The sequence below is a fragment of the Enterococcus sp. 2201sp1_2201st1_C11_2201SCRN_220225 genome (genome assembly GCF_040925905.1).
In the GTDB taxonomy this organism is placed as follows: Bacteria; Bacillota; Bacilli; order Lactobacillales; family Enterococcaceae; genus Enterococcus_C; species Enterococcus_C asini_A.
Window position 1 is genome coordinate 13,407 of the sequence record NZ_JBCOJC010000028.1, and the last position, 21,440, is coordinate 34,846.

A 21,440-nucleotide genomic window follows, 5' to 3' on the forward strand; every position below is an offset into this window, starting at 1 on the left:
TTGTTGCATTTAAAATTTTTCAATCAAAATAAACCTTGCTAGTAAACAAACTAACAAGAGTAGTCTTCAGTAGGCGATACCATAAAAGTATAGTACAATTTAGTTTGTGTAAAACCGAATTTGTCATGATTTAACGGAAAGAAGGGAATTTCATTGGATGACTATACGGACTATATCGAATCCAATCAGAAAATTTTAGATAAAATTTTAAGTGATTTTACCAAAGCTACCGGCTTAGCGACTATTCTTGTTGATGTTCATGGTGTGGAATTGACTGCTGGTTATGGTTTTTCGCCCTTTTGTCAGCTAATGCGAAATAATGAGGATACGCGCCATCTCTGCCAAACTTGTGATATGTTTGGCGGGCGTAGTTCTATCAAAAATAACAGCGCTACACCATATGTTTGTCACGCTGGACTAGTTGACTTTTCCTATCCAGTTACGATTGACGGACAAGTCCTAGGCTTTATTTTATGTGGTCAAACTCGAATTGAAGACCAAGAAAGTTTCCAACCTATCATCAAAGAAAGAACTGAATGGCGAAATGATCCCATATTTGTTGAAGCCTATGAGAATATGCCAATCACAACTCCTGAAAAAATCCGTTCCGGTAGTGAATTGTTAACAATTATCATTAATTATTACCTTTCAGATATTCTGGGAAAACACTTAGTTGTGCACGAACCTACAAATATGTTTGCTTCCAACTTCCACTCAGAATCTCAGTTAACCAATGTTGATAATGAACATAAAGAACAAAACGCCAGCCCTCTTCCTTTCGAATCTCCAAAATTGACAAGAGAAAAAATCAGTCGTCCAGAGATAGTTGAAGCCTTAGATTATATTAATCGCCACTTAAATGAGGTCATGACTTTGGATGAAGTTGCCGATCACGTTTATCTTTCTGGCTATTATTTTGGTAAGTTGTTCAAAAAAGAAGTGGGAATGAACTTTGTGGACTATATTAACCAGAAGAAAATCCATCGCTCGATGATTTTGCTTCAAGATTCTACTTGGTCAATTGATAGCATTGCACATAGTCTTGGATTTTCTCAATCTAGCTATTTTAGCAAACTATTCAAACGAGTTACCAACCTTTCCCCTAGAGAATATCGACAAAAAATCCAAAAAGAAGCACTCCGCTAAAAAGTCGGAGTGCTTCTTTTGTCCCCTTTTAAAGTGGACAGCAAACACACCGACCCTTTTATTCCCGAAAAGGTCGACGAATGAAGTATCCTGGCTATGCTTCTTCCTCGGCAGGACCTTCCAACAACATTATGTTGTCGTGGTCTCCTGCTTTGTCCACAATACAGTTGCGGGTACAGCATCAGATTCTCACTGATTTCCTTCAATCTATTCATTTTTATTTTCTAAAATACAAAACTTGAATCGTTGATTTCAAGACTTCAAAAATTTCATCCATATTTTTTTTATCTAGTTTAGGAAAGGATACCATAGTTTCACGACTCGCAACTTTAGTATTTAACCCTTCCTTAATTACTAAAGCTGGAATGTTCCGATCCGACAAGACTTTTCGAAACGTAGTATACCCCTCAGGAATCAAAAAGTAATCCGCACTTTTAATCCGTTGTTCAAAATCGGTCAATTCCATTATTGCTGATAGCTGTTCAAAAACCTTTACTTTACGCAGAAATAAATTGCAAGCAAAGGAAAAGCCATTGCCAACGCTTAAATCTGATTCAGCTAATTTCTCTTTGCCCAAAAGGTTCATAATATTGTGAACTGCTTTTTCCGTCTCACCGGCTAAAAACTTGGCAATTTCAGGACTAGCACCAGTTAAGGATTGATTTTGGTAAGAAATTCCTTTTTTTCCTGTTAAAACGGCTTGATCTCTTTTATCAGACAAAATAAGATATTCATAGTCTAACCATTTCTTATCAAATGCCTCATAGGAAAAACTAGCAATTTGGCCAATCTTCCCCCCGCTGATTTGAAAAGGATGGCCTTTTTGACTGTAGAAAATCATCCCTAATTCCTCGAACATCCCAATCCCTAAATCCGTGGCAATACTTTGAACATTTACAAAGACAATACGTTCTGTTTCTGGTTTAACAATTTTTTTTAAAACTCGCCCCATTGGCTTACTACTAGAAATTAAAGGAGATTTGGCAATACTTGAAACCGTATTCGGACCTAAAATAGAGGCAACGTCAACTAAGAGCATTTTTTTATCTGAAGTATAACCGTAACGACCTCGAATTGAAAACCCCAACAACCCCTCTTCTTCTATAAATTTCATTGGTTGCTGGTAATAATTTAAAGCTACTTTCAACGGATCGTTGTAGTCTACAAAAGAAAACAATTGTGCTTCAGCTTGAACTTTTTCTTGCATAAAATATTCATTAATTTTTTTTACAATATTTTGATCAATTTTCAAATCGTCAATTAGCGGCGCAACCGCATACACATCAGTCATCTCATCACCCAAAATTATTTTAACAGAAGTATATTCCTTTTTTAAACATTTCAAACAAATTTAGCAAATATCTCATGATAGCTAAATTTATTCCTACGTTCGCGTAATCCCACAAGTAATCGTAAAGTTTAAGATATCTTTCAAGCCTTTTAAGACAGCTTTCAGCCCCTCTTCTACAGAACCAACGTCCCCAGTAACTACCACCGATCCTGAAAAACGGTCGATAAAGCCGATTTCAACGTTTCCACTTTTAGTTGCAATATCAACTGCAATAATTGCTGCTTCACTAGGGGTAATGGTCATAATACCTAACGCATCTCCATGATTCTCCTGTAAACCAAGTTTCTGATACAACTCTCGATTTGGACTTGCAATGATATGTGCCATGGTTACTTGCTTACCAGGCACATATTCTTGAATCATTCGTTTTGTTTCTTCCATTTTAATTTTCAATCCTTTCTTCTTGGCTATTAAGTTCCAAATAGTCTTCAAGCTCCCTTAGCCCCCGACCATCGACTGCAGAAGAGATAAATATCCGTGTTGCACCAGCACTTAGTAGCTGTTTTTTTATTAATTGAACTTGTTCTTTACTATCAGCTAAGTCTTCCTTACTCACAATTCCAATTACTTCTTTTGAAAACATCGAAGCAAAACCTGGAGAGAAAACTTGTTCCAGTTCTTGAACGCTTTGAACTAAACCAATTATTTCCGCATCTGCTGCAGTAACGGATAATGCACTATAATATTGACGATGCAAAATAAATTCTCCAGGTGTATCAATAATCTCTGGCGTATACGAGACTGCTTGAGTTTTGTTATAAGTCAATGCTTCGCCATGCAAAGCCTGGGACAAAGTAGTCTTGCCACAACCAACGGCTCCCATTAAAATGATTTTTTTCATTTACTCATCTCCCCTCTGCTATCCAGAATGTAGCCTTTTTTCTGCTCATATCATAGCATATTTTGCTAAAGATAATTCTTGCTAGAGAGTAATCCACTAAATCGTATTAGATTCAACTAAAATGAAATAATTAATCATTCAAGAAAATTTTCTCCTCACAATACGTCCAAAATCATGACTATTTTGCTTTATTAGTACAAAATTGCTCAACAAACCTTCAAAAATTTATGAATAGGAACATTTTGACTTCTTCTAAAATTTTAATTTTCTCTGCCGTTTTCTACCCTCAAGCCAAGATAGTCCCGCTACTCCAACTAAATTAAGAAAGTTACCTATAGTTAACGATAAATAAAAAATACCGTTTCAAGTAGTCACAAAAAACGACTTGAAACGGTATTTCTATATGTTCTGAAATTGAATTCCAGTTGTCCAATCTTTTCTTACACTAAATCCCGATTGTTAAAATAAAATGTCTCAATCCGTTTGAAAGCACCGGGTTCCACTCGTTCTAAAGCTTGACCAATTTCATCTAATGATTCTTGATATTTGTACTCTTTTTGGAAGAGCGTCAAACTGTGGTCAATGGCTGCTTTGATTTCTGAATGAGAATGACGATAGCGGTTGGCGTATTGCATCATTTGTTCGGTTAGAGCTGCGGCATCTACTAAATCATTGGTTTTGGCTTCCAAGGCTTTGATGTCTGTTTCACAGGCTTCCACCAAAGCATTGACTTCCACCATGTTCACCCGAATTTTGTTTAAGGACTTGCTTAAGTCTTCCACTCGGTCTGTCGCCATAAAGAAGTGTTCCAAATATTCTCCCGGCAGTCCTGGTAAGCGTTGTTTTTCCACGTAGCGTTTCAAGTTCCGTAAGCGGAATTCAAATTGTTCCACTTTTTCTTGGGCTTCGCTTTCTCCTTGGCGCATTTCCCGCAAGCCAGTGTCGATGACTACTTGTTGACTTTCCACATCGTCTAAAATCTTATAAGCATCTTTGTAGAATGTTTGGACTTCAGAATATGGAATATTGTTGGCATCCATTAATGGATTAAGATCATTTTTACGTCGGTTTAGTTCTTCGATTTCTTGTTGGAAACCGCGAACTTTGCCTAGTTCATTGTGATTCAAGGTATAACTTTGAGAGGTATGGTCAATTTCAATTAACAGTTGACGATTGTTTTTATAAGCATGTTGGATGTATTCTTCAATGACTGCCCGGTTTTTCCGCACGTATTTACGCGCATTGATTTCCCGTTCCATCACGTTGTACAAGTCGTCAATGGCATGGGCTGTGTCTCGGTTTGCCAATTCCACAGTTTGCAATTCGACTTTCGCCAAGTCTTCTTTAGAAGTTTCCACTCGCTTTTCAACTCGCTCAATATCTCCTTTAAAGTCTTCTTCAGGAAATACATAATTGTCAGCAAGTAATTTTTTGTAGCCTTCTTTGATTTCTTTTAATTGGCTTGGGAAGTCTTCATTTAATTCTGTAAAGATGGCTGGTACACGTTTCATGGTATCTTCTAGTTGATAAGTATGGGTTTCGGCTTGTTCCAACACTTCTCTAGCTTCCACTGGATCGCCAGAAGTGTTTAATGTAACAAATTGTGTGAATTCAATTTCCACATTTTTCAATTGTTTTTGCAATTCAGGATAAGCAGGACCATAGGCATCCCCGTTTTCCCGAAGTTCTTTTTTCAACTCTTCGTACACATCCAACGCTTTTTGAACTTCTAAGGAATTGCGTTCTTCACTTTCCCGCAACTCCCGCAGACCTGCACGGATTTCTTCCACTTCGGTTTCCATTTGATTCATAGTCGCTTCCGCATCGCCAATCGCGGTTTTTCCTTTTACAAAACGGAAGGTTTCATTTAAGCTTTCTACTTCAAAGATTTGGCTTTCCAATTCAGCAAAGGAAGAGGTGGAAATATCTGTCCACTTTTGATTCCATTCCCGGAATGTATTTTGACTTTGGCCGACCAGATGCATTTTTTTCACATCGTCAATTTCTTCTAACACAGGCAAATCAAAGAGTTCTTCTCGCCGCTTTTCCAAGGCCTGTAATTTTTCTTGGTTCTTTTTCCGCATAAAAAAGCCGACGCCATATAAAACAGCAGCAACCACAATGATGAAAATGATGATTCCGACGATAACTTGTGTAGACATGGATGGTCTCCTCCGCATTCAAAATATCCAGTTCAATCCCCACTTGAGGGAATTAGATTTATTTATGGTAGTAAATCGCTTTTCGATGACGCAAATGCCACCTCAGCCCAAAAGGCATCTACGCTAGATTATAGCATAAAGGCTTTGGTGTCGCATTAAGATTCACGAAAAAGTTTTGTTTTTTTATAAAAGGGAACGTCCGCTTTTTCCTTCTCTTTCATTTTAAAATCCCCAAAAATTTTGAGAAAATTTCATAAGACACGACTACAATTCGAAATTTTCTCACAATTTATCGGATATACCTTGCTTTTTCTCTATTATTTTTGTACTCTTAAAAATAATACATCGGCAAAAGGCGGTTGGGGTATCCGCTTTTTTCTACACTTGGGGGGAACAAAATGAAAGTTATTAAATTTGGCGGTAGCTCATTAGCATCCAGTGAACAAGTTGCTAAAGTGGTGAATATTGTCAAAAGTGATGAAGAACGACGGTTTGTCGTGGTTTCGGCACCGGGAAAACGCACCAGTGAAGACATTAAAGTTACGGATTTATTGATTCAGCTGTATGAAGCTAAATTGGCGCGAAAAAGTCTAACTCCGATTGTGGAAGAAATTTTTAGTCGCTATTTGGAAATCGGCGAAGCTTTTGAAGTAGACGAAGAACACTTGGCTGCCATTCGTATTGATTTAGAGTCAGTGGCGAATTTGCCCATCGAAAACAATCCCCATCTTTACGATCACATTCTTTCACGCGGGGAAGACAATAATGCAAAATTGATTGCGGGCATCTTACAAGCCCAAAATATTAAAGCTCGTTATGTGAATCCCAAAGATTTGGGTATTTTGGTTTCTGATGAACCAGGAAATGCTCGGGTGTTATATAAAGCCTATCATCAAATCAAAAAATGGGCGAATTCCGATGCTGTTTTGGTAATTCCCGGCTTCTTTGGTTACACGGAAGAAGGCAATATTTGTACTTTCTCTCGAGGAGGATCCGACATCAGTGGTTCCATTGTGGCCGCTGGGGTCAAAGCTGACCTTTACGAAAACTTCACCGATGTGGATGGAATTTTCGCCGCACATCCCGGTTATGTCCACAAACCAGAAATCATGAAAGAATTAACCTATCGGGAAATGCGGGAATTGGCCTATGCGGGCTTTACCGTCTTCCATGACGAAGCTTTGATGCCGTCTTTTCGGGCTAAGATTCCCGTGGTGATTAAAAACACCAACAATCCCAACTGTCGGGGCACCAAAATTATTCCTGAACGAGATTTGACAGAAAAACCAGTGGTGGGTATTGCCAGTGATGAAGGGTTCAGCATGATTTACATCAGCAAGTACTTAATGAATAGAGAAGTCGGTTTTACCCGGCGCGTCTTAACCATTTTAGAAGAATTTGGCATTGGGTATGAACACATGCCTTCTGGAATTGACGACATCTCCATTGTCATCCGTAGCAATCAGCTAGATGAGGATTTGCAAGAACAACTCATGCGCAAAATTGCCTATGAAATTGATCCTGATGAACTGCGAATCACCCACGACCTGTCCATGATTATGGTAGTTGGTGAAGGTATGCGCCAACGTGTGGGGATTACCGCGGAAAGCACCGCCGCACTAGCCCGCAAACGGATTAACTTGGAAATGATTAACCAAGGCTCTTCTGAAGTTTCCATTATGTTTGGGATTCATAAAGAACAGGAAAAATTGGCAATTCGGACATTGTATTATACCTTTTTTGATTAGTAAAAGGTGAAAAAGCGCAACTCCCCTTTATTGGGAATTGCGCTTTTTTTCTGCCATTTGCCGGGCTAGTTCTGCGGCGATTTTTTCTTCGGGAGCAAAATCAGCCTCCCAGTTTTCCGGTTTTAAGACTTTATTGGTCACGGGATCATAGTGAGGCTTGCCATCGGGAAACAATTTACCCAGATTGGCTTCGTGGACGATTTTCATTAAAGGTTGTGGATCCACTCCCATTAGTGAAAAACTGCCATAGGTTAAATACAATAAATCCACTAAAGCATCCGCTTGGGCCACTAAGGGATCAGGTTGAGGACAATTTGCTTGTTGCTTACTTAAAATCTTCTCCTGAGCTTTATCTAAAGCATGATGTAGGCCGTTGACTTGAGCTTGAAATTCTTCCTTGGTACTAGCAGTGGCAAAAAGAAATTCCACTAGTTCTTCCACTTTAAAGTCAGCTCTATGCAAGGCTTCTTTTGCTGAAAAAGCAGTGGGTACTGCTGGTTTTCGTGGGTCAAAAACTTCATGGAAAGCCTCACTCATCTCAAAAGGTGTTAAATCTGCTGATTGTTCCAGAATAATTCCTCCTAAATAATTTCAAAATATTTCAGTGCTTTGAAAATCCCATCTAAATTATTCGAATCCGTCACATAGCCGGCCGCTTCTTTGGTCACCTGCTTGCCATTGCCCATAGCCACACCGAGACCGACACCTTTTAGCATTTCAATATCATTTTGATGATCCCCAAAAGCCATAACTTCCTCAGCTTTTAGTCCTTTTTCTGCCATAAAGACTTGAATCCCTTTAAATTTGGAACCACCCTTAGGCACCAAATCCACTGAAAAATGATTGGAGCGTAACAGATCACACTGGCTCAGAGCAGTGGCTACTTTTTCATCTTCTGATTCAGGATTGAGCATCATACATTGATAAATCGGCTCATTTAAAATGGATAAATCTTGGTAATGGGTTTCCGAGCGATAAAAATGCCCCGCTTGTAAAAGCTTTTTGGCTGGTTTCACCGGAAGCCTCTTAGGCAAAAAGCGAACCAGACGTTGAATCAAAACGGACTGACCTAAATTCATCAAACGACTGCCGGCGATATGATCTTGCGCTCCAAAACTTAAAGACAAGTCCTTTTGATCGGCATAAGTGATGATTTGTTGCAAAGCCTCAGGTTCAAAAGATCTGGTAAACAGCAACTTGTCTTTTTCCGAAACCAGTTGGCCGTTATAGGTCACCCACATATCCAAATCAAGGTCTTTTGTCAGCTTCTTGACCCAGCTTGGGCCTCTACCAGTGGCGACTCCTACATAGATTCCTTGGGATTGGGCTTTAGCGACTGCTTGCTTAGTCGAAGGAAGCACTTTGCCCATGGAAGTCAACAGCGTTCCATCGATATCAAAAAAAATGGCTTTGATCACATCTACCCCTCCCCTTTTTGTCTATCATATCAAAAATGGCGACAAAAGACAGAAAAAGCCATATTTCGATAATGATTCTGCTTATTTCTGATAAATCATGCTACAATGACACTGAAAACAGACAAAGCAGGTGAATTTTATGAAAAAAATATTAGTCCTTCACACTGGTGGCACCATCGCCATGGAAGAGGATTCTTTAACAAAAAAAGTTGCTCCCGGAGCGGCCAATCCTCTAATGAGTGCACCCATAACCGTTCCCGATGACGTAGAACTAGTGGTAGAAGATATCTTTAATCTTCCCAGCCCCCATATTACCCCAAAGGAAATGCTCCAGTTAAAAGAACGGATTCAATTGGCAAAATTGGCGGGCTTTTCAAGTATCGTCATCACTCATGGGACCGATACGTTGGAAGAAACCGCCTTTTTCCTCGACACTACCATTGGCAATCTTCTGCCCATCGTGATCACTGGCGCCATGCGTTCTTCTAATGAATTAGGCAGTGACGGTTTGTATAACTTTGAAAGTGCCATTCGAGTGGCGGCTTGTTCAGAAGCTGTGGACAAAGGCGTTTTAGTAGTGATGAATGACGAGATTCATTCTGCACGCTATGTGACCAAAACCCATACCACCAATGTAGCCACCTTTCGCACCCCTACATTAGGCCCCATTGGCTTAGTCTCGAAAAAACGGATTCTCTTTTTACAAGAGCTTTTGGAAACACCACGGCTAGACGTAGACCAAATGAAAGGGCTCGTGCCGATTATTAAAGCTTATACCGGGATGCAAGGAGATTTTTTAGAAACATTGGCCCAAAGCCCTTTAAATGGATTGGTGGTAGAAGCGCTGGGGGCGGGCAATTTGCCGCCTGCTACGGTCCCGCCTTTGCAAAAATTGATTGCCTCAGGACTACCGGTGGTTTTGGTTTCCCGCTGTTTTAACGGCATTGCCGAGCCGGTTTATGATTATGATGGCGGTGGCCAACAACTACAAGAGATGGGGGTAATCTTTTGCAATAGCATCAACTCTCAAAAAGCCCGCTTGAAATTATTAGTGGCGTTAAATCGCGATTTAAGTCGGGAGGAATTAGTACATTTTATGGAAAGCTGAGTCTAATAATTAAGGAGAATGCCATGATTACTCAAATACGTCAAGCCCAAGTAACCGACATGGATCACGTGATGAGCCTTTGGTTACAAGGAAATCTTGCCACCCACGATTATATTCCTGCTAGCTATTGGCAAAGCCAGCAGACAGCCGCGAAGGAAGCGATGTTAGAAAGTCAACTCTGGCTCTATGAAGTAAATGGTGAACTACTCGGCTTTATCGGTCTTATGGACAATTATTTGGCCGGATTATTTGTAACTAAGCTCGCTCAAAATCAAGGTATTGGTGGCAAATTACTACGCCATAGCCAAGGACTTCACTCTGAATTGACGCTCACCGTTTATCAAAAAAACAGCCGAGCTATAGCTTTTTACCAACGCCATGGCTTTGGTATCCAAGAGAGTCAATTAGATCTCGCCACTCAAGAAAAAGAATATCTTATGAAGTGGCATCAAGCTTAACGAAATGGGGTAGGGAACTTTTAATAAAGTCCCCTACCCCATTTTTTGAGAAAGTTAATTTGCTTCCCAAACAATATTCGCTTCACAGCTAACTACATCACCACAGCGAATCTCATGGCGGGTTTCAATAGCACCGTCTTCTCTTGTCACAATTTGATAATGGCTTTCCACTTGATTGCCGTACTCCACTTCTTTTTCAAAACGAATAGCGGTACTTTTTGGTGTATGGCTAGCTAAAAAGTCGTAGCCTAATACATCAAAAATCCAAGTGAAGTACACCGCATTATTCACATGATGGTTGTTGTCGATGTCATAAAAACGCACGCGATAAGGTTGGTAACTATCGCCTTCCACTTTAGTAAGTTTAGGATAGCGACGAATTTTTTTGACTTTTTCACTGCCATAAGGGGCAATGATTTCTTCAGCCACCGCTGCCATTTTTCGGGTTTCAAGGCTCATTAATGCAAAGACTGCTTCGATTTTTACCAATTCATTGCCGAGTTCATCCGTCAGCCAAAAATTCCGATAACAAAAGAATTTATTGTATTCCATAGCCATGGTGGACACGGTAATTTTCTCCAAAGCTTTAGGCAATCGGTTGTAAGTGATTTGATAATTGGTAATAATCCAGGTTACTCCTAGGCTCTGGACAAAGGCAGAATCCCGGCCTAGTGCGGCACTTTGCGCTTCGGAAATTTCAATTGCCACGGCTAACATGGCGGGCTGGGTCATTTGACCGGTAACATCACATTCGTAGTAGGCTACTTTATGTTCTTCTGAATACTTTTTTCCCAAAACAATTTCACTCCTAGTAATTTGCTAAAATTTGATCGACTTGCTGACCATAGCTTTCCCCAAATTGGTTTAAGTGGACCAAAAGGTAATACAGTTGATAGATTTCTTGGCGGGCTTCCCAACCAGAAGGCAATGGAAATTCTGCCAAGTACCCGGCTAAAAATTCGGAACTGAAACCGCCGAAAAGTTGGCTCATGGCGATATCTTGTTCTCGGTCTCCAAAACTGACGGCGGGATCTAAAAAGCAAGGTTCACCTGATTTAGTAAACAAGGTATTGCCCGACCAAAAATCACCATGAAGCAAGCTAGGCATCACTTTCCGCTCTGTCCAATCCGCCAAGATAAACTCCTTTAAACGTAAATAAGAAACTTCCCGCTCTTTTGTCCAAACATTGTGCAGTTTGGCTAGCTCCACTTGCACATCTAAACGACAAGTGATAAAAAAGAAAGGCCAGTTTGTTGTTTGGGCATTTACTTGGGGTAATATGCCGATGTAATTATCCTCAGGCCAACCAAATGACCTCCCAGTTTGACGGTGTAACCGTGCTAAAGCTTGCCCCAAAGCTCGCTGTTCTCCCTCTTCTGGCTCCACCCATTCCATTAAAAGATAGGTGCCTGCTTCTACTTGGCCAGTCTCATAGACTTGAGGTACGTTTACAAAAGGTGCCAGCGCTTTTAACCCCGCCACTTCATCGGGAAAGAAATCCCGTTTTCCATTGGGTTGAAATTTTAAAAAATAACTTTTTTCTTTCGTATTAATTCGGAAATTCTGATTGACATCCCCACCGGTAATTGGCAGCACTTGTCCCTTTAGCGCCAATTTTTCCATAACCTGTCTGACTCCCATCTGACTCCCTCCTCTTACTCGCGATACAACTGCCGAAAATCCGACAAATCTTGTTTCGATAACCCTAAGCCTTGGTGTAAAAATCCAGTCATATCCCCGTAATGAGTCTGAATCGCCCCATAGCTTTCGGCTAAGTAATCTTCTCTAGCAGCCAATACTTCTTTAATTCCCGCCAGCATAAACGCACTAGCACCTTTGCTTTGAGCTTCTTTTAGCACTTGATCCGTGGTCTTTACTAGATTTTGATTGGTCTCTAAATAATTTTTAACAATCTCGTCTTGGTCTACTTCCAAACTGGCTAAAATCAGCGCAGCGCCAAACCCAGTCCGATCCTTTCCAGCCGTACAATGAAACAAGACACTTTCCCCTTGCTTATCATTGTTCAAAAGAATCTCAAAAAAGCGGCGATAAGCTTTACGGGAATACTCCTCTTCCACAAAATGACGGTAAACCGCCCGCATCTGCGTCGCCCCATCCATTCCCGCTTGGATTTGTTCAAATAAAGTACCCGGTGAGGCCGTCGTCTGTTCTTTTTCTGGAAAAATCGGCAAACTGATATTTTCCACTTGGGGAATATTGGCATCTGGTGCTTTGGCCCGTTCTTTAGCCGAACGAAAGTCCACTACCTGAGTTACGCCATAATCAGCCAGTTGTTGGCTATCTGCTGGGGTTAATTGATGGATGGCTGCGGCCCGAATCACTTTTTGAAAGCGGACTTGGCTTTTTTGACTGGGGTAACCGCCTAAGTCCCGCACATTCGCCGCACCGGTTAGTTGCAATATTCTTTCCATACAATCCCCTCCTTACCTGTTTACTATTGAGTATAGCAGAATGGCTTTAGTACGTCTAAAGTAAGAAAGACAAAACGCTTTACGAAAGCCAAGTCGATAAAAAAGCTCTGAAAGGAAATTTTCCTTTCAGAGCTAAACATCATCTAAGAAATTAATTGGCGTCGATAACGGCTTCGGGATTATTTAACACATCTCGATCCAAATCCTTCAAGCGCGCGCTGGTGACAATACCAGCTACCATGCTGTCAGATACATTAATGGCAGTCCGGGCCATGTCAATCAATGGTTCCACGGAAATAACCAAGCCCACAATGGCGATGGGCAAGTTCATAGAGCCTAAGACGATAAGAGAAGCAAAGGTTGCGCCGCCTCCCACACCGGCAACCCCAAAGGAGCTGATGGTCACAATGGCCACTAACATTAAAATAAATTCTAAACTAAAGACATTCACACCAACTGTTGGCGCCACAATCGTTGCCAACATCGCCGGATAAACACCAGCACAACCGTTTTGACCAATAGAAATGCCAAAACTTGCGGCAAAGTTTGCCGTAGCATCATCTACTCCAAAGGCTTTGGTTTGGGTTTCGATATTTAAAGGCATGGTGCCCGCAGAAGAACGAGAAGTAAAGGCAAAACTCAAGGCTGGCAAGGCTTTTTTCAAATAAGTAACCGGGCTGACTTGAGCGCCAAAAACTAATAATAGCAGATGGACGATCATCACCGCAATCAAAGCAGTATAAGAAGCCAGTACAAATTTTGCTAAATTCAAAATGGCATCAAAATCACTAGAAGCTAAGACGTTGGTCATCAAAGCAAAGACTCCATAAGGCGTTAACCGCAAGACCAAAGTCACAATACGCATGACAATTTTATAAAGGCTATCCATTAAATCCGCAAAGGTCTGGGCTTCTTTCGGTGCTTTACGCTTAATGCCCAGATAAGCGACTCCCACAAAAGCCGCAAAAATTACCACGGCAATGGTACTAGTAGAGCGGGTTCCTGCAAGATCTGCAAAGACATTTTTCGGAATAAAGCTGACAATTTGTTCTGGAATCGACAAGTCTTGTACTTGGGCTTGCCGTTCTGCCAATTCCGCAATCCGAGCGGTTTCAGCTGATCCTTCTGTAAAAGAAGCACCGTCTAGGCCAAAAAGCATGGTGCTCCCAATGCCGATTAAGGCGGCAACTGCCGTAGTGGACAATAAAATCCCTAAAACCGAAAAACTAATTTTTCCCAATTTATTGGATTCTTTCATTCGGGTGAAAGCTCCCACGATGGAAACAAAAACCAATGGCATCACTAGCATTTGCAAGAAGGCCACATAGCCTTGTCCCACAATACCAATCCATTCCAAGGCTGTCGTCACTACAGTATCCTTAGTGCCAAAGATCAGTTGCAATACTCCCCCAAAGATAATCCCAGCAAAAAGCGCGGTAAAGACCCGGGTGGAGAATTTCACGTGTTTATGCTGCATACGATAAAAGACATACAGCGCCGCCACGAACACGGCTAAAATTAGTACGATGAGCAGATTTGTCATAGTGTAACATCCTTTCTAATTTTTATGACAAGTCCGTCAAAGGAAGTAAAGGTTCCCAGTGACCATTCTTCAATAGTTCACTCGAAGTCTCAGCTACAAGCAGAATCATTCCTGTTTTTTGATACTTTTTGTAAGTAAGCCCTCGTGACGCATTTAAGTATAACGAAAGTAGGGAAAAATGTCTTTGGATATGCCTTTAAAATTTCGGCAAGCCGTAAATTCCTTACTTATCCACGAATCTGGCACGAAAATTAGCAAAAATAAAACCAGACCAAAACACCCCGATACCATTTGTATCGGGGTGGAAGAAATTTATCACTGTGTCTACACTGCAAATAATTTTGCCCTTTTTTGCCCCCTTGGAGGCTTTAGGAGCTGTAGCCCTTGTTACGCCAAGGCGCCCATTGGATCCCAAGGTGCCAAGACTTTTGGTTCGGCTTCAAAAGCTGCCAGTTGTTCGGCACTTAAGAATTCTTTTCGGATGACGATTTGGTACGTGTATTCATCCATCCAAGCATCACTCATGACGAAGAATCCTTTTTCACCGACTTTATCGCCCCAGCTGTTTTCTACTTTCCATTTGGTGGATTTGCCGTCTACCATGTCCACACCGGTTAAGACCATGGCGTGTGTCATTAAGCTTTCTCCGTAGTCTAAGCGCTCTGCTTTAGTCATGGTGAAGTCGATGTCAAATAAGCCATTGATATCATAGGCGTCTAAAGCCATGATACCAGTATCGCGAGTAGAGGATTGGCCTACATCACAACCAAACCAAATGGACTCGCCGCTTTCTAATTGAGCTATCGCCAATTTCTTGAAGCTTTCCATATCCACATTTAAGTATTTGACTTGTTTGCCACCTACCACATTGCCTAGCATGGAAACCGTATAAGATTTATCGTAAGGCTTGTCAGCGGTTGGGGCATTGATGATGCTGACATAATCGTCCAAGTTTACCCCCACGTATTTTTCAAAGAAGGTTTGGGGAGTCAAGTTTTGGTCAATGTGATAGTTCTTGTCTTCATCACGATATTCAAAATCAAAGGTTTCTGGAGGTGTGCCTAAAGAAATGCGCAAGAAATTGTAGATTTCTGCCAACATCGCTTTTTTAGCAGTTTGAATTTCAGCCTCGTTTTTACCGGCTGCCACCATGTCTCGCAAGGTTACGGCATCTTTTCGTAATTTTTTATTCAAGTAGTTGTTCAAATCCCGAGAGTTAGAAGAGTTGGCACTTTCTGGCATTGCAGCTTTTGGTACCACACCGTATTTTTGGAAAATGGAAACAATCATGTCCCATTGGCCGCCATCTTGTTGAGGCATTTGCAACAAAAATGCCACTTCTCGGCTGGTTAACTCTTGGTCAGCGGTAGCCAAAATGTTTTCATAGAAGTAATTGGCTTTTTCATATTTGTCCCAGAAGAAGGTATAGTTTTGGGACAATTCAAAGTCTTTTAATTTCAAGCTTTCTAGCATTTTATGACGGAAAGTGTTCAAAGCTGCAAACATCCAGCAACGACCGGATTGTTTTTGGTTTGCCACTGCGCCGGTAGCAAGGTCTACAGAAAAGATTGGCGCGTTTTCCACATGGCTTGCGATATTTTCAGCAGAAGCAGTGATTCCATTTTTAATCACACTGTGGGCTAGTGCTTGATTTTTTGCGCTGGTTTCATAAGTTTTGGCAAATTCTGCCGTCATTTCTTTCGTAATTTCTGGCATTTTCTTCATCCTTTCAACTGCCAACCGAATGTTTTTCATCATTTTTCGGAGGCTTACTTGCCTATTCTACCCCTTCTAAAAAGCAATTTCAATAAATGTGCAAATAATGGGAAAATTCTTTGCAATTTACTCCTCAACGGCTTTTTCTTGTGTTTTTGTCTTGTATGTATTACACTTACCGATACAAACAAGACAAAGAATGGAGGGCCTTTATGTTACTGGAAATTGACACTTTGTCCGTCATTCCCATTTACCAACAATTGCGAGATCAAGTGATTCTGGGTATTGCCAAAGGAGAATTAGCCCCAGGAGAGTCATTGCCCACGGTACGCCAGTTAGCTGATGAATTAGGTGTGAACACCATGACCATTTCCAAAGCTTACAATCTGTTAAAAGACGAGGGCTATTTGATTACCGATCGGCGCAAAGGCTCCCTCGTACGCCTGCCGGATGACTTTACTCCCAAAGAAGAAGCAGATCTTCATCAAATGCTGGCTCTGCTTTTGGCCCAGGGAAAACTCCATGGTATTACAAAGGAAAGCTTATTAAGTGCAATAGATACCATTTGGCAAAATTTTGAAGGGGGAAACCATGATGACTAGTCTTACTTCTACTACCATCTCATTACAAGAGTATTTACCTGTCTTAATTCCCTTAATCATTTTACAATTTGGCTTGGCGATTTTTGCCATTGTGGATGTGTGGCGTCATCCCCATTACAAACGAGGTAATAAATTAGTCTGGACTTTAGTCAGCGCCTTGTTTTCTTTTATTGGCCCAATTTTGTATTTTGCAATTGGCAAAGGAGAAGAAGAATGAACGCTGTTACCTTAAAGCAACTCAATAAGTCCTTTGCTGGCAAAGGGATTTTACAAGGCTTGGATTTAACGATTCCCACTGGCAGTATCTATGGCTTTGTAGGGGAAAATGGTGCCGGGAAAACCACCACGTTAAAGATTCTTTTAGGATTATTGCCCGCCGATTCTGGAGAAGTTACCCTTTATGACAAACCGGTTCTCTTCGGCAAGCCTTTGCCTCAGCAAGTGGGCTACTTACCTGATGTCCCCAGCTTTTATCCCTATATGAAAGCCAAAGAACAACTGCACTATGCCGGTAGCGCAGCTGGTATGAGCTCTAGACAAATTAAAGAACGCAGTCAAGTGGTCTTACAACAAGTAGGACTCGATCAAGTAAACAAGCGAATCGGTAGTTATTCCCGCGGGATGAAACAACGTCTAGGACTGGCGCAAGCGCTGTTGACCAAGCCCCCTTTACTAATTTGTGATGAACCCACTTCAGCTCTAGATCCTTTGGGCCGAAAAGCCTTCTTGGAGATTTTTCAACAATTAAAAGGGCAAACCACTGTTTTGTTTTCCACTCATTTATTAACCGATGTGGAGGCCATTTGTGATCAAGTGGCGATTTTACATGAAGGAAAAATCGCCTTAGCCGGCAACTTAGAAGAATTGAAAGCGAGTCACAGTGGTTATTCCTACGAACTGACCTTTCACCAACAAGCAGAAGCCCGGCAATTTCAGAACATCGCCGAAAAAAGCTGGCCCACTAAATTAATTGAAAACAAAGTGGTGCTTGTGGTTACTGATCCTACAAAAGCCGGCCATGAGATTCTAGCAACATTAACCCACTCCCAGCTGGTACCTACTGGTTTTCAACTGGTGCAACCAAGTCTGGAAGAACTTTTCTTAAAGGTGGTGCAAGGATGAACCATCAATTTATCAGTCAATTTCATAAAGAACACTTAGAAGCATTACGAAAAAAACGCTTGTTGGTTCTGGCCATTCTTTTTATCGCAGCCGGCATGATGTCTCCATTGATTGCCAAACTCACTCCCGAACTGATGAAAGCTGCCTTGCCCCATACTACCCAAATCACTTTTCCCGAACCTTCTTCCGTGGATGCTTGGGGACAGTTTTTCAAAAATATCAGTCAGTTCGGTCTCTTGGCTTTAGTCTTGTTGTACGGGGATACGTTAGCCGGAGAAATCGAAAGAGGCACATTGCTTTCTTTATTTCCCCTAGGCTTAAAACGCCGGAACGTGGTTTTAGGCAAAGCCGCCTATCTCGGAGTCACTTGGACTGGGGGGTACTGGTTGTCATTTGCAATTTGTTTTGGCTATACCCGCTACTTTTTTACCGATGATCTAAGTCAGAATTTAGCGAGTGCCGTCATCCCTTTGTGGCTTTACGGCTTGCTCTTGTGCGCTTTATTGATTCTCGCATCGTCTGTTAGCAACAATGGTTTGCAAAGTTTGTTTTATTTTGCCTTGATGTTTGCCGCAAGTCTTGTAATCAATCTATTTCAAAAAATCAATCACTACAATCCCTTTAGCCTAGGTAGTGAAAATGCCAAATGGCTAACCGGCGCTAGCGATTTTACCGACAGTTTGCCAGCAGTGATTCTCGCTGTCACATTGCTACTGTTATCCATCTGGTGTGCTTTGAAAATTTTTACCAAACGCCTTCTTTAATGTTAGAAAGGAATGACCACCATGACTTTACAACTCGTTTTTTTCTTGACCTTGGTGCTAATTAACGTCGCCATGGCCTTTACCATTGGCATCGCCGGCAAGGCTCATAAACAAGTAATCATCGAAAACACGCTCCCGAAAGAACACTTAGAGGATGCGGCTGTCTTAAATTTAGTCAAAAAATTCCGTCGCAGTCTCTGGATTTTAGCTATTCTAGGCTGTCTATTAGGACTTAGCTTGTTTTTCTTATCCAAGGAATCTTTTATGATGACCAGTTTTTGGCTGTGTTTATTATTTGCCTTAGGTGGCAGTTACGCCGTGGAAATCCGCTACATTCGCAAAATGCACGACTTAAAAGTTGCAAAAGGCTGGCAATTGCCGGTAGCGCCTGTGGTAATCGATACGAAACTTATTCAAGCTAAAAATCGTAAATTAGTTCCATTCATTGCTTTACTGCCGGCTTTTGTTTTGACCTTGCTTTATTGTGGATGGCTTTGGCAACTCAAAGCGGATAATTTTCTAGTACTAAGCGCATCAGCTTTAGGGTTCTGGATTTTATCTGTGGCTTTATGGTTTGCCATTAAACGCCTTCCTGTGCGCCCAATCACCAAAGAAGCAACCATTAACCAGCAATTAAACGATATCACCAAGCACACTTGGTCTTTGATGATGGTCACTTTGCCTTATTTTTTACTGGTTCTTTTATACCTCCCTCAACTGAGTATGGAAACCAAAGGGCTTCAGGCGACTATTCTCGCCATTTTCTTTCCCCTTTTGCTTTGTGGCTTTCTGCTATATACAGTCGGAATGTTGCTCCACTTGAGAAAACGTCAGGATCAACTTTTGAACCAAGTAGCCGACTACCGCTATACAGGGGAAGACCAGTACTGGCGCTTTGCCATGTATAACAATCCTAACGATAGCCGAATCATGGTGCCCGATCGCATTGGGTTAAATATTGGTATTAACCTAGGTCGTCCCATGGGCAAAGTGTTAGGCATTGGCACCCTGCTTGCGATTTTTGGGTTGATGATTGGCACTTTGATTCCCCTTTACCGGATGGATTTTGTCAAAGATAGCTTTTCTGCCCAGCTCACTTACGACACCTTGACCTTGGACGCCCCTTTTGCTAAAGAAAGTCGCATTCCTTTAAACCAAATTCAGTCCGTGGAACTGGTGGACAAACTTCCCAAAAAAACTGTGCGCACCAACGGCTATGGTGGCGACCACTACTTGACAGGAGAATTTAAAGTAGCCGACAAAAAGGCTAGCCTCTATCTAACCCTTGAAAAAAAGCCTTACTTACATGTGGTGACCAAAAACCGCGACTACTACTTTAGCAGCCAAGAAGAGAAAACCACTGCCTTGTATCAAGAAATTCAAACCGCAACAAAATAAAGAAAGCTAGGTTGCGGCCTAGCTTTCTCTATTCTCATTCTTTATTTGCAGAAAAAAAGCCTCTTCCCATCAGGAAAAGACTACCTACTCCGGCAGTAGGACTCGAACCTACGACATCATGATTAACAGTCATGCGCTACTACCAACTGAGCTATGCCGGAATGATTTCATAAGAATATTTTACCAAGATTGACGGTTTTTGACAATCACTTTTTGGCTTATTTTTTGAAAGATTCAGATAATAAAAAAGGACTGCCTCCCCCTTGTTTTCAGTCTGGGAAAAAGCGCAAAATCTCATGAAAAAGTGTTGACTTCCCTTGCCAGCTATCATATAATTCTATTTGTGCTTGATAATGAGATAACAAATCGTAATAAAAATGCCGCCTTAGCTCAGTAGGTAGAGCGCTTCCATGGTAAGGAAGAGGTCGTCGGTTCGAATCCGACAGGTGGCTTTAAAAAAACCTTTCAGATTTCTCTGAAAGGTTTTTTCGTGTCTCATTCATTCAAAATACCATAGCTTTTGTTCTTGTAAAATTCAGCTTATAATCTTTCACAATAAGCTTGCAACTCTGCTGTATTCGCCGCACAATAACTCGCCCCGGCGTCTTCTAGCTCTTTTTTGCTGCCAAATCCCCAGAGTACCCCAACTGCCGGCAAGCCATTTGTAAAAGCTCCCAGTATATCATGCTCCCGATCGCCAATCATCCAACTATTTTCCGCTAAAGCGCCTGGTGTCTTCTCCATGGCATAAGCCAAAACCGCCGCTTTATTGTGGCGAACGCCTTCCAAATCCGCTCCATAAATTCCATTAAAATAACGATCCAGGCCTAACTCTGCCAAAATTTCCTTGGCAAAAATTTCTGGTTTAGATGTAGCGATTTGTAACTGATAGCCCTCTTTACTTGCCAAATTCTTCAGCAATGCCTCAATTCCTTCATATACTTGAACTTGCAACATAGCCCCCTGCTTGTAATGCTCTCGGTACCAAGCCACACTCGCCTCTGCTTCTTTTTCCGTCATTCCTAAAGCCAAAAAGGAATCTAACAAAGGGGGGCCAATAAACCGACGTAAAGCCGCCAGTTCCAAAGGTTCTCGTGCCATTTTTCCCAAAGCATAAGCAATCGAACTATAAATTCCCGCCGAAGAATCCACCAGCGTCCCATCTAAATCAAAAAATAAATACTTCATCTATCTGCCTCATTTCTTCCTACTCTTCGCCATTATACCCTCATTCACGCTTTTGAGACAACTGGTAGTCCCCATATAGCTAGCTAGTATCAAAATCGATACGTTTTTTAAAGGCCTGCTCCCGATTAAAAAGAAAAACTCGCCGATGAGCAGTCGACGAGTAAAGATGAAATTTATAAGCGGTTATCGATATACTTGTACTCCAAATGACGAAAACAGCTTTGAATTATTTACCAGTTTCCAAAATGTAAAGATAAAAAAAAGACAGTAAAAACTGTCTTAAGAACTCCGGCAGTAGGACTCGAACCTACGACATCATGATTAACAGTCATGCGCTACTACCAACTGAGCTATGCCGGAATGATGCGTGGCGACGTCCTACTCTCACAAAGGGAAACCCTTCACTACAATCGGCGCTAAGAAGCTTAACTTCTGTGTTCGG

21 protein-coding genes, 3 tRNA genes and 1 riboswitch are annotated in these 21,440 nt (G+C 41.4%); of the genes, 10 read left to right on the forward strand and 14 right to left on the reverse strand.

Annotated features, from left to right (window positions below; all coding sequences use genetic code 11):
- Positions 1-153 precede the first annotated feature (153 nt).
- The gene (locus AB5754_RS08655; RefSeq protein WP_368251261.1) at positions 154-1,146 is read left to right on the forward strand and encodes a PocR ligand-binding domain-containing protein; all 993 of its coding nucleotides are present in this window, start codon (positions 154-156) and stop codon (positions 1,144-1,146) included.
- A gap of 64 nt (positions 1,147-1,210) precedes the next feature.
- A riboswitch (cobalamin riboswitch) is annotated at positions 1,211-1,377 on the reverse strand.
- Here the strand turns inward: AB5754_RS08655 and AB5754_RS08660 are convergent.
- From AB5754_RS08660 to ezrA, 4 genes are all read right to left on the reverse strand, one after another.
- Positions 1,364-2,437, reverse strand: coding sequence for a glycerate kinase (locus AB5754_RS08660; RefSeq protein ID WP_368251262.1), 1,074 nt, complete (start codon positions 2,435-2,437; stop codon positions 1,364-1,366). Its footprint overlaps the riboswitch before it by 14 nt.
- Before the next feature lie 93 nt (positions 2,438-2,530).
- Positions 2,531-2,878 (reverse strand): ethanolamine utilization microcompartment protein EutS, encoded by a 348-nt coding sequence (gene eutS, locus AB5754_RS08665; protein ID WP_368251263.1) that lies wholly within the window; start codon positions 2,876-2,878, stop codon positions 2,531-2,533.
- A gap of 1 nt (position 2,879) precedes the next feature.
- Positions 2,880-3,338, reverse strand: coding sequence for a EutP/PduV family microcompartment system protein (locus AB5754_RS08670; RefSeq protein ID WP_368251264.1), 459 nt, complete (start codon positions 3,336-3,338; stop codon positions 2,880-2,882).
- A gap of 440 nt (positions 3,339-3,778) precedes the next feature.
- Complete coding sequence (gene ezrA / locus AB5754_RS08675; RefSeq protein ID WP_311832975.1) at positions 3,779-5,500, reverse strand: septation ring formation regulator EzrA; 1,722 nt, start codon at positions 5,498-5,500, stop codon at positions 3,779-3,781.
- 398 nt (positions 5,501-5,898) lie between these two features.
- Between ezrA and AB5754_RS08680 the strand changes: the two genes are divergently transcribed.
- A complete protein-coding gene (locus AB5754_RS08680; protein ID WP_311832974.1) occupies positions 5,899-7,248 on the forward strand; it encodes an aspartate kinase in 1,350 nt (449 codons plus the stop codon).
- Between the two features lie 27 nt (positions 7,249-7,275).
- Here the strand turns inward: AB5754_RS08680 and AB5754_RS08685 are convergent, their stop codons facing one another.
- Positions 7,276-7,785, reverse strand: coding sequence for an HAD family hydrolase (locus AB5754_RS08685; protein ID WP_368251265.1), 510 nt, complete (start codon positions 7,783-7,785; stop codon positions 7,276-7,278).
- Between the two features lie 44 nt (positions 7,786-7,829).
- Positions 7,830-8,666, reverse strand: coding sequence for a Cof-type HAD-IIB family hydrolase (locus AB5754_RS08690; RefSeq protein WP_368251266.1), 837 nt, complete (start codon positions 8,664-8,666; stop codon positions 7,830-7,832).
- 139 nt (positions 8,667-8,805) lie between these two features.
- On the opposite strand from AB5754_RS08690, the gene AB5754_RS08695 reads away from it, so the two are divergent.
- A complete protein-coding gene (locus tag AB5754_RS08695; RefSeq protein WP_311832971.1) occupies positions 8,806-9,774 on the forward strand; it encodes an asparaginase in 969 nt (322 codons plus the stop codon).
- A gap of 23 nt (positions 9,775-9,797) precedes the next feature.
- Entirely contained in the window at positions 9,798-10,232 is a 435-nt protein-coding gene (locus AB5754_RS08700) for a GNAT family N-acetyltransferase (RefSeq protein ID WP_368251267.1), read from the forward strand.
- A gap of 54 nt (positions 10,233-10,286) precedes the next feature.
- Here AB5754_RS08700 and AB5754_RS08705 read toward each other — a convergent pair whose 3' ends face one another.
- The 5 genes from AB5754_RS08705 to AB5754_RS08725 form a co-directional block, all read right to left on the reverse strand.
- Positions 10,287-11,027 carry an acyl-ACP thioesterase domain-containing protein gene (locus tag AB5754_RS08705; protein ID WP_311832969.1) on the reverse strand — a complete coding sequence of 247 codons (741 nt, stop codon included), beginning with the start codon at positions 11,025-11,027 and terminating at the stop codon, positions 10,287-10,289.
- Between the two features lie 13 nt (positions 11,028-11,040).
- Positions 11,041-11,856, reverse strand: coding sequence for a fructosamine kinase family protein (locus tag AB5754_RS08710; RefSeq protein ID WP_368251276.1), 816 nt, complete (start codon positions 11,854-11,856; stop codon positions 11,041-11,043).
- A gap of 32 nt (positions 11,857-11,888) precedes the next feature.
- Positions 11,889-12,665 carry a tyrosine-protein phosphatase gene (locus tag AB5754_RS08715; RefSeq protein WP_368251268.1) on the reverse strand — a complete coding sequence of 259 codons (777 nt, stop codon included), beginning with the start codon at positions 12,663-12,665 and terminating at the stop codon, positions 11,889-11,891.
- 151 nt (positions 12,666-12,816) lie between these two features.
- Positions 12,817-14,208 (reverse strand): L-cystine transporter, encoded by a 1,392-nt coding sequence (locus AB5754_RS08720; protein ID WP_311832967.1) that lies wholly within the window; start codon positions 14,206-14,208, stop codon positions 12,817-12,819.
- Positions 14,209-14,595: 387 nt separating this feature from the next.
- A complete protein-coding gene (locus AB5754_RS08725) occupies positions 14,596-15,924 on the reverse strand; it encodes an aminopeptidase C (protein WP_368251269.1) in 1,329 nt (442 codons plus the stop codon).
- Positions 15,925-16,136: 212 nt separating this feature from the next.
- On the opposite strand from AB5754_RS08725, the gene AB5754_RS08730 reads away from it, so the two are divergent.
- The 5 genes from AB5754_RS08730 to AB5754_RS08750 are packed head-to-tail and all read left to right on the forward strand — an operon-like array spanning position 16,137 to position 19,810.
- Positions 16,137-16,526: a GntR family transcriptional regulator gene (locus AB5754_RS08730; protein ID WP_368251270.1), complete on the forward strand. Its 390-nt coding sequence runs from the start codon at positions 16,137-16,139 to the stop codon at positions 16,524-16,526.
- Complete coding sequence (locus AB5754_RS08735; protein WP_368251271.1) at positions 16,516-16,743, forward strand: PLD nuclease N-terminal domain-containing protein; 228 nt, start codon at positions 16,516-16,518, stop codon at positions 16,741-16,743. The genes AB5754_RS08730 and AB5754_RS08735 overlap by 11 nt, the downstream gene beginning before the upstream one ends.
- On the forward strand, positions 16,740-17,648 hold the full coding sequence (locus AB5754_RS08740) for an ATP-binding cassette domain-containing protein (protein ID WP_368259550.1): 909 nt from the start codon (positions 16,740-16,742) through the stop codon (positions 17,646-17,648). The genes AB5754_RS08735 and AB5754_RS08740 overlap by 4 nt, the downstream gene beginning before the upstream one ends.
- On the forward strand, positions 17,645-18,412 hold the full coding sequence (locus tag AB5754_RS08745; protein ID WP_368259551.1) for an ABC transporter permease subunit: 768 nt from the start codon (positions 17,645-17,647) through the stop codon (positions 18,410-18,412). Before AB5754_RS08740 ends, AB5754_RS08745 begins: the two co-directional genes overlap by 4 nt.
- Positions 18,413-18,433: 21 nt before the next feature.
- Positions 18,434-19,810: a PH domain-containing protein gene (locus AB5754_RS08750; protein ID WP_368252487.1), complete on the forward strand. Its 1,377-nt coding sequence runs from the start codon at positions 18,434-18,436 to the stop codon at positions 19,808-19,810.
- A gap of 87 nt (positions 19,811-19,897) precedes the next feature.
- On the opposite strand, the gene AB5754_RS08755 is transcribed toward AB5754_RS08750, so the two are convergent.
- A tRNA-Asn gene (locus AB5754_RS08755) sits at positions 19,898-19,971 on the reverse strand.
- Between the two features lie 218 nt (positions 19,972-20,189).
- Between AB5754_RS08755 and AB5754_RS08760 the strand changes: the two genes are divergently transcribed.
- Positions 20,190-20,262, forward strand: a tRNA-Thr gene (locus AB5754_RS08760).
- Between the two features lie 88 nt (positions 20,263-20,350).
- Here AB5754_RS08760 and AB5754_RS08765 read toward each other — a convergent pair.
- Both AB5754_RS08765 and AB5754_RS08770 read right to left on the reverse strand, forming a co-directional pair.
- Positions 20,351-20,998 carry an HAD hydrolase-like protein gene (locus AB5754_RS08765; protein ID WP_368252488.1) on the reverse strand — a complete coding sequence of 216 codons (648 nt, stop codon included), beginning with the start codon at positions 20,996-20,998 and terminating at the stop codon, positions 20,351-20,353.
- Between the two features lie 286 nt (positions 20,999-21,284).
- Positions 21,285-21,358, reverse strand: a tRNA-Asn gene (locus tag AB5754_RS08770).
- Positions 21,359-21,440: the final 82 nt, after the last annotated feature.

Coding starts and splice junctions, on each gene's coding strand:
- AB5754_RS08660 (WP_368251262.1), bottom strand. CDS start 2,437: ATGACTGATGTGTATGCGGTTGCGCCGCTAATTGACGATTTGAAAATT.
- eutS (WP_368251263.1), bottom strand. CDS start 2,878: ATGGAAGAAACAAAACGAATGATTCAAGAATATGTGCCTGGTAAGCAA.
- AB5754_RS08670 (WP_368251264.1), bottom strand. CDS start 3,338: ATGAAAAAAATCATTTTAATGGGAGCCGTTGGTTGTGGCAAGACTACT.
- ezrA (WP_311832975.1), bottom strand. CDS start 5,500: ATGTCTACACAAGTTATCGTCGGAATCATCATTTTCATCATTGTGGTT.
- AB5754_RS08680 (WP_311832974.1), top strand. CDS start 5,899: ATGAAAGTTATTAAATTTGGCGGTAGCTCATTAGCATCCAGTGAACAA.
- AB5754_RS08685 (WP_368251265.1), bottom strand. CDS start 7,785: ATGAGTGAGGCTTTCCATGAAGTTTTTGACCCACGAAAACCAGCAGTA.
- AB5754_RS08695 (WP_311832971.1), top strand. CDS start 8,806: ATGAAAAAAATATTAGTCCTTCACACTGGTGGCACCATCGCCATGGAA.
- AB5754_RS08700 (WP_368251267.1), top strand. CDS start 9,798: ATGATTACTCAAATACGTCAAGCCCAAGTAACCGACATGGATCACGTG.
- AB5754_RS08710 (WP_368251276.1), bottom strand. CDS start 11,856: ATGGAAAAATTGGCGCTAAAGGGACAAGTGCTGCCAATTACCGGTGGG.
- AB5754_RS08715 (WP_368251268.1), bottom strand. CDS start 12,665: ATGGAAAGAATATTGCAACTAACCGGTGCGGCGAATGTGCGGGACTTA.
- AB5754_RS08720 (WP_311832967.1), bottom strand. CDS start 14,208: ATGACAAATCTGCTCATCGTACTAATTTTAGCCGTGTTCGTGGCGGCG.
- AB5754_RS08725 (WP_368251269.1), bottom strand. CDS start 15,924: ATGCCAGAAATTACGAAAGAAATGACGGCAGAATTTGCCAAAACTTAT.
- AB5754_RS08730 (WP_368251270.1), top strand. CDS start 16,137: ATGTTACTGGAAATTGACACTTTGTCCGTCATTCCCATTTACCAACAA.
- AB5754_RS08735 (WP_368251271.1), top strand. CDS start 16,516: ATGATGACTAGTCTTACTTCTACTACCATCTCATTACAAGAGTATTTA.
- AB5754_RS08740 (WP_368259550.1), top strand. CDS start 16,740: ATGAACGCTGTTACCTTAAAGCAACTCAATAAGTCCTTTGCTGGCAAA.
- AB5754_RS08745 (WP_368259551.1), top strand. CDS start 17,645: ATGAACCATCAATTTATCAGTCAATTTCATAAAGAACACTTAGAAGCA.
- AB5754_RS08750 (WP_368252487.1), top strand. CDS start 18,434: ATGACTTTACAACTCGTTTTTTTCTTGACCTTGGTGCTAATTAACGTC.
- AB5754_RS08765 (WP_368252488.1), bottom strand. CDS start 20,998: ATGAAGTATTTATTTTTTGATTTAGATGGGACGCTGGTGGATTCTTCG.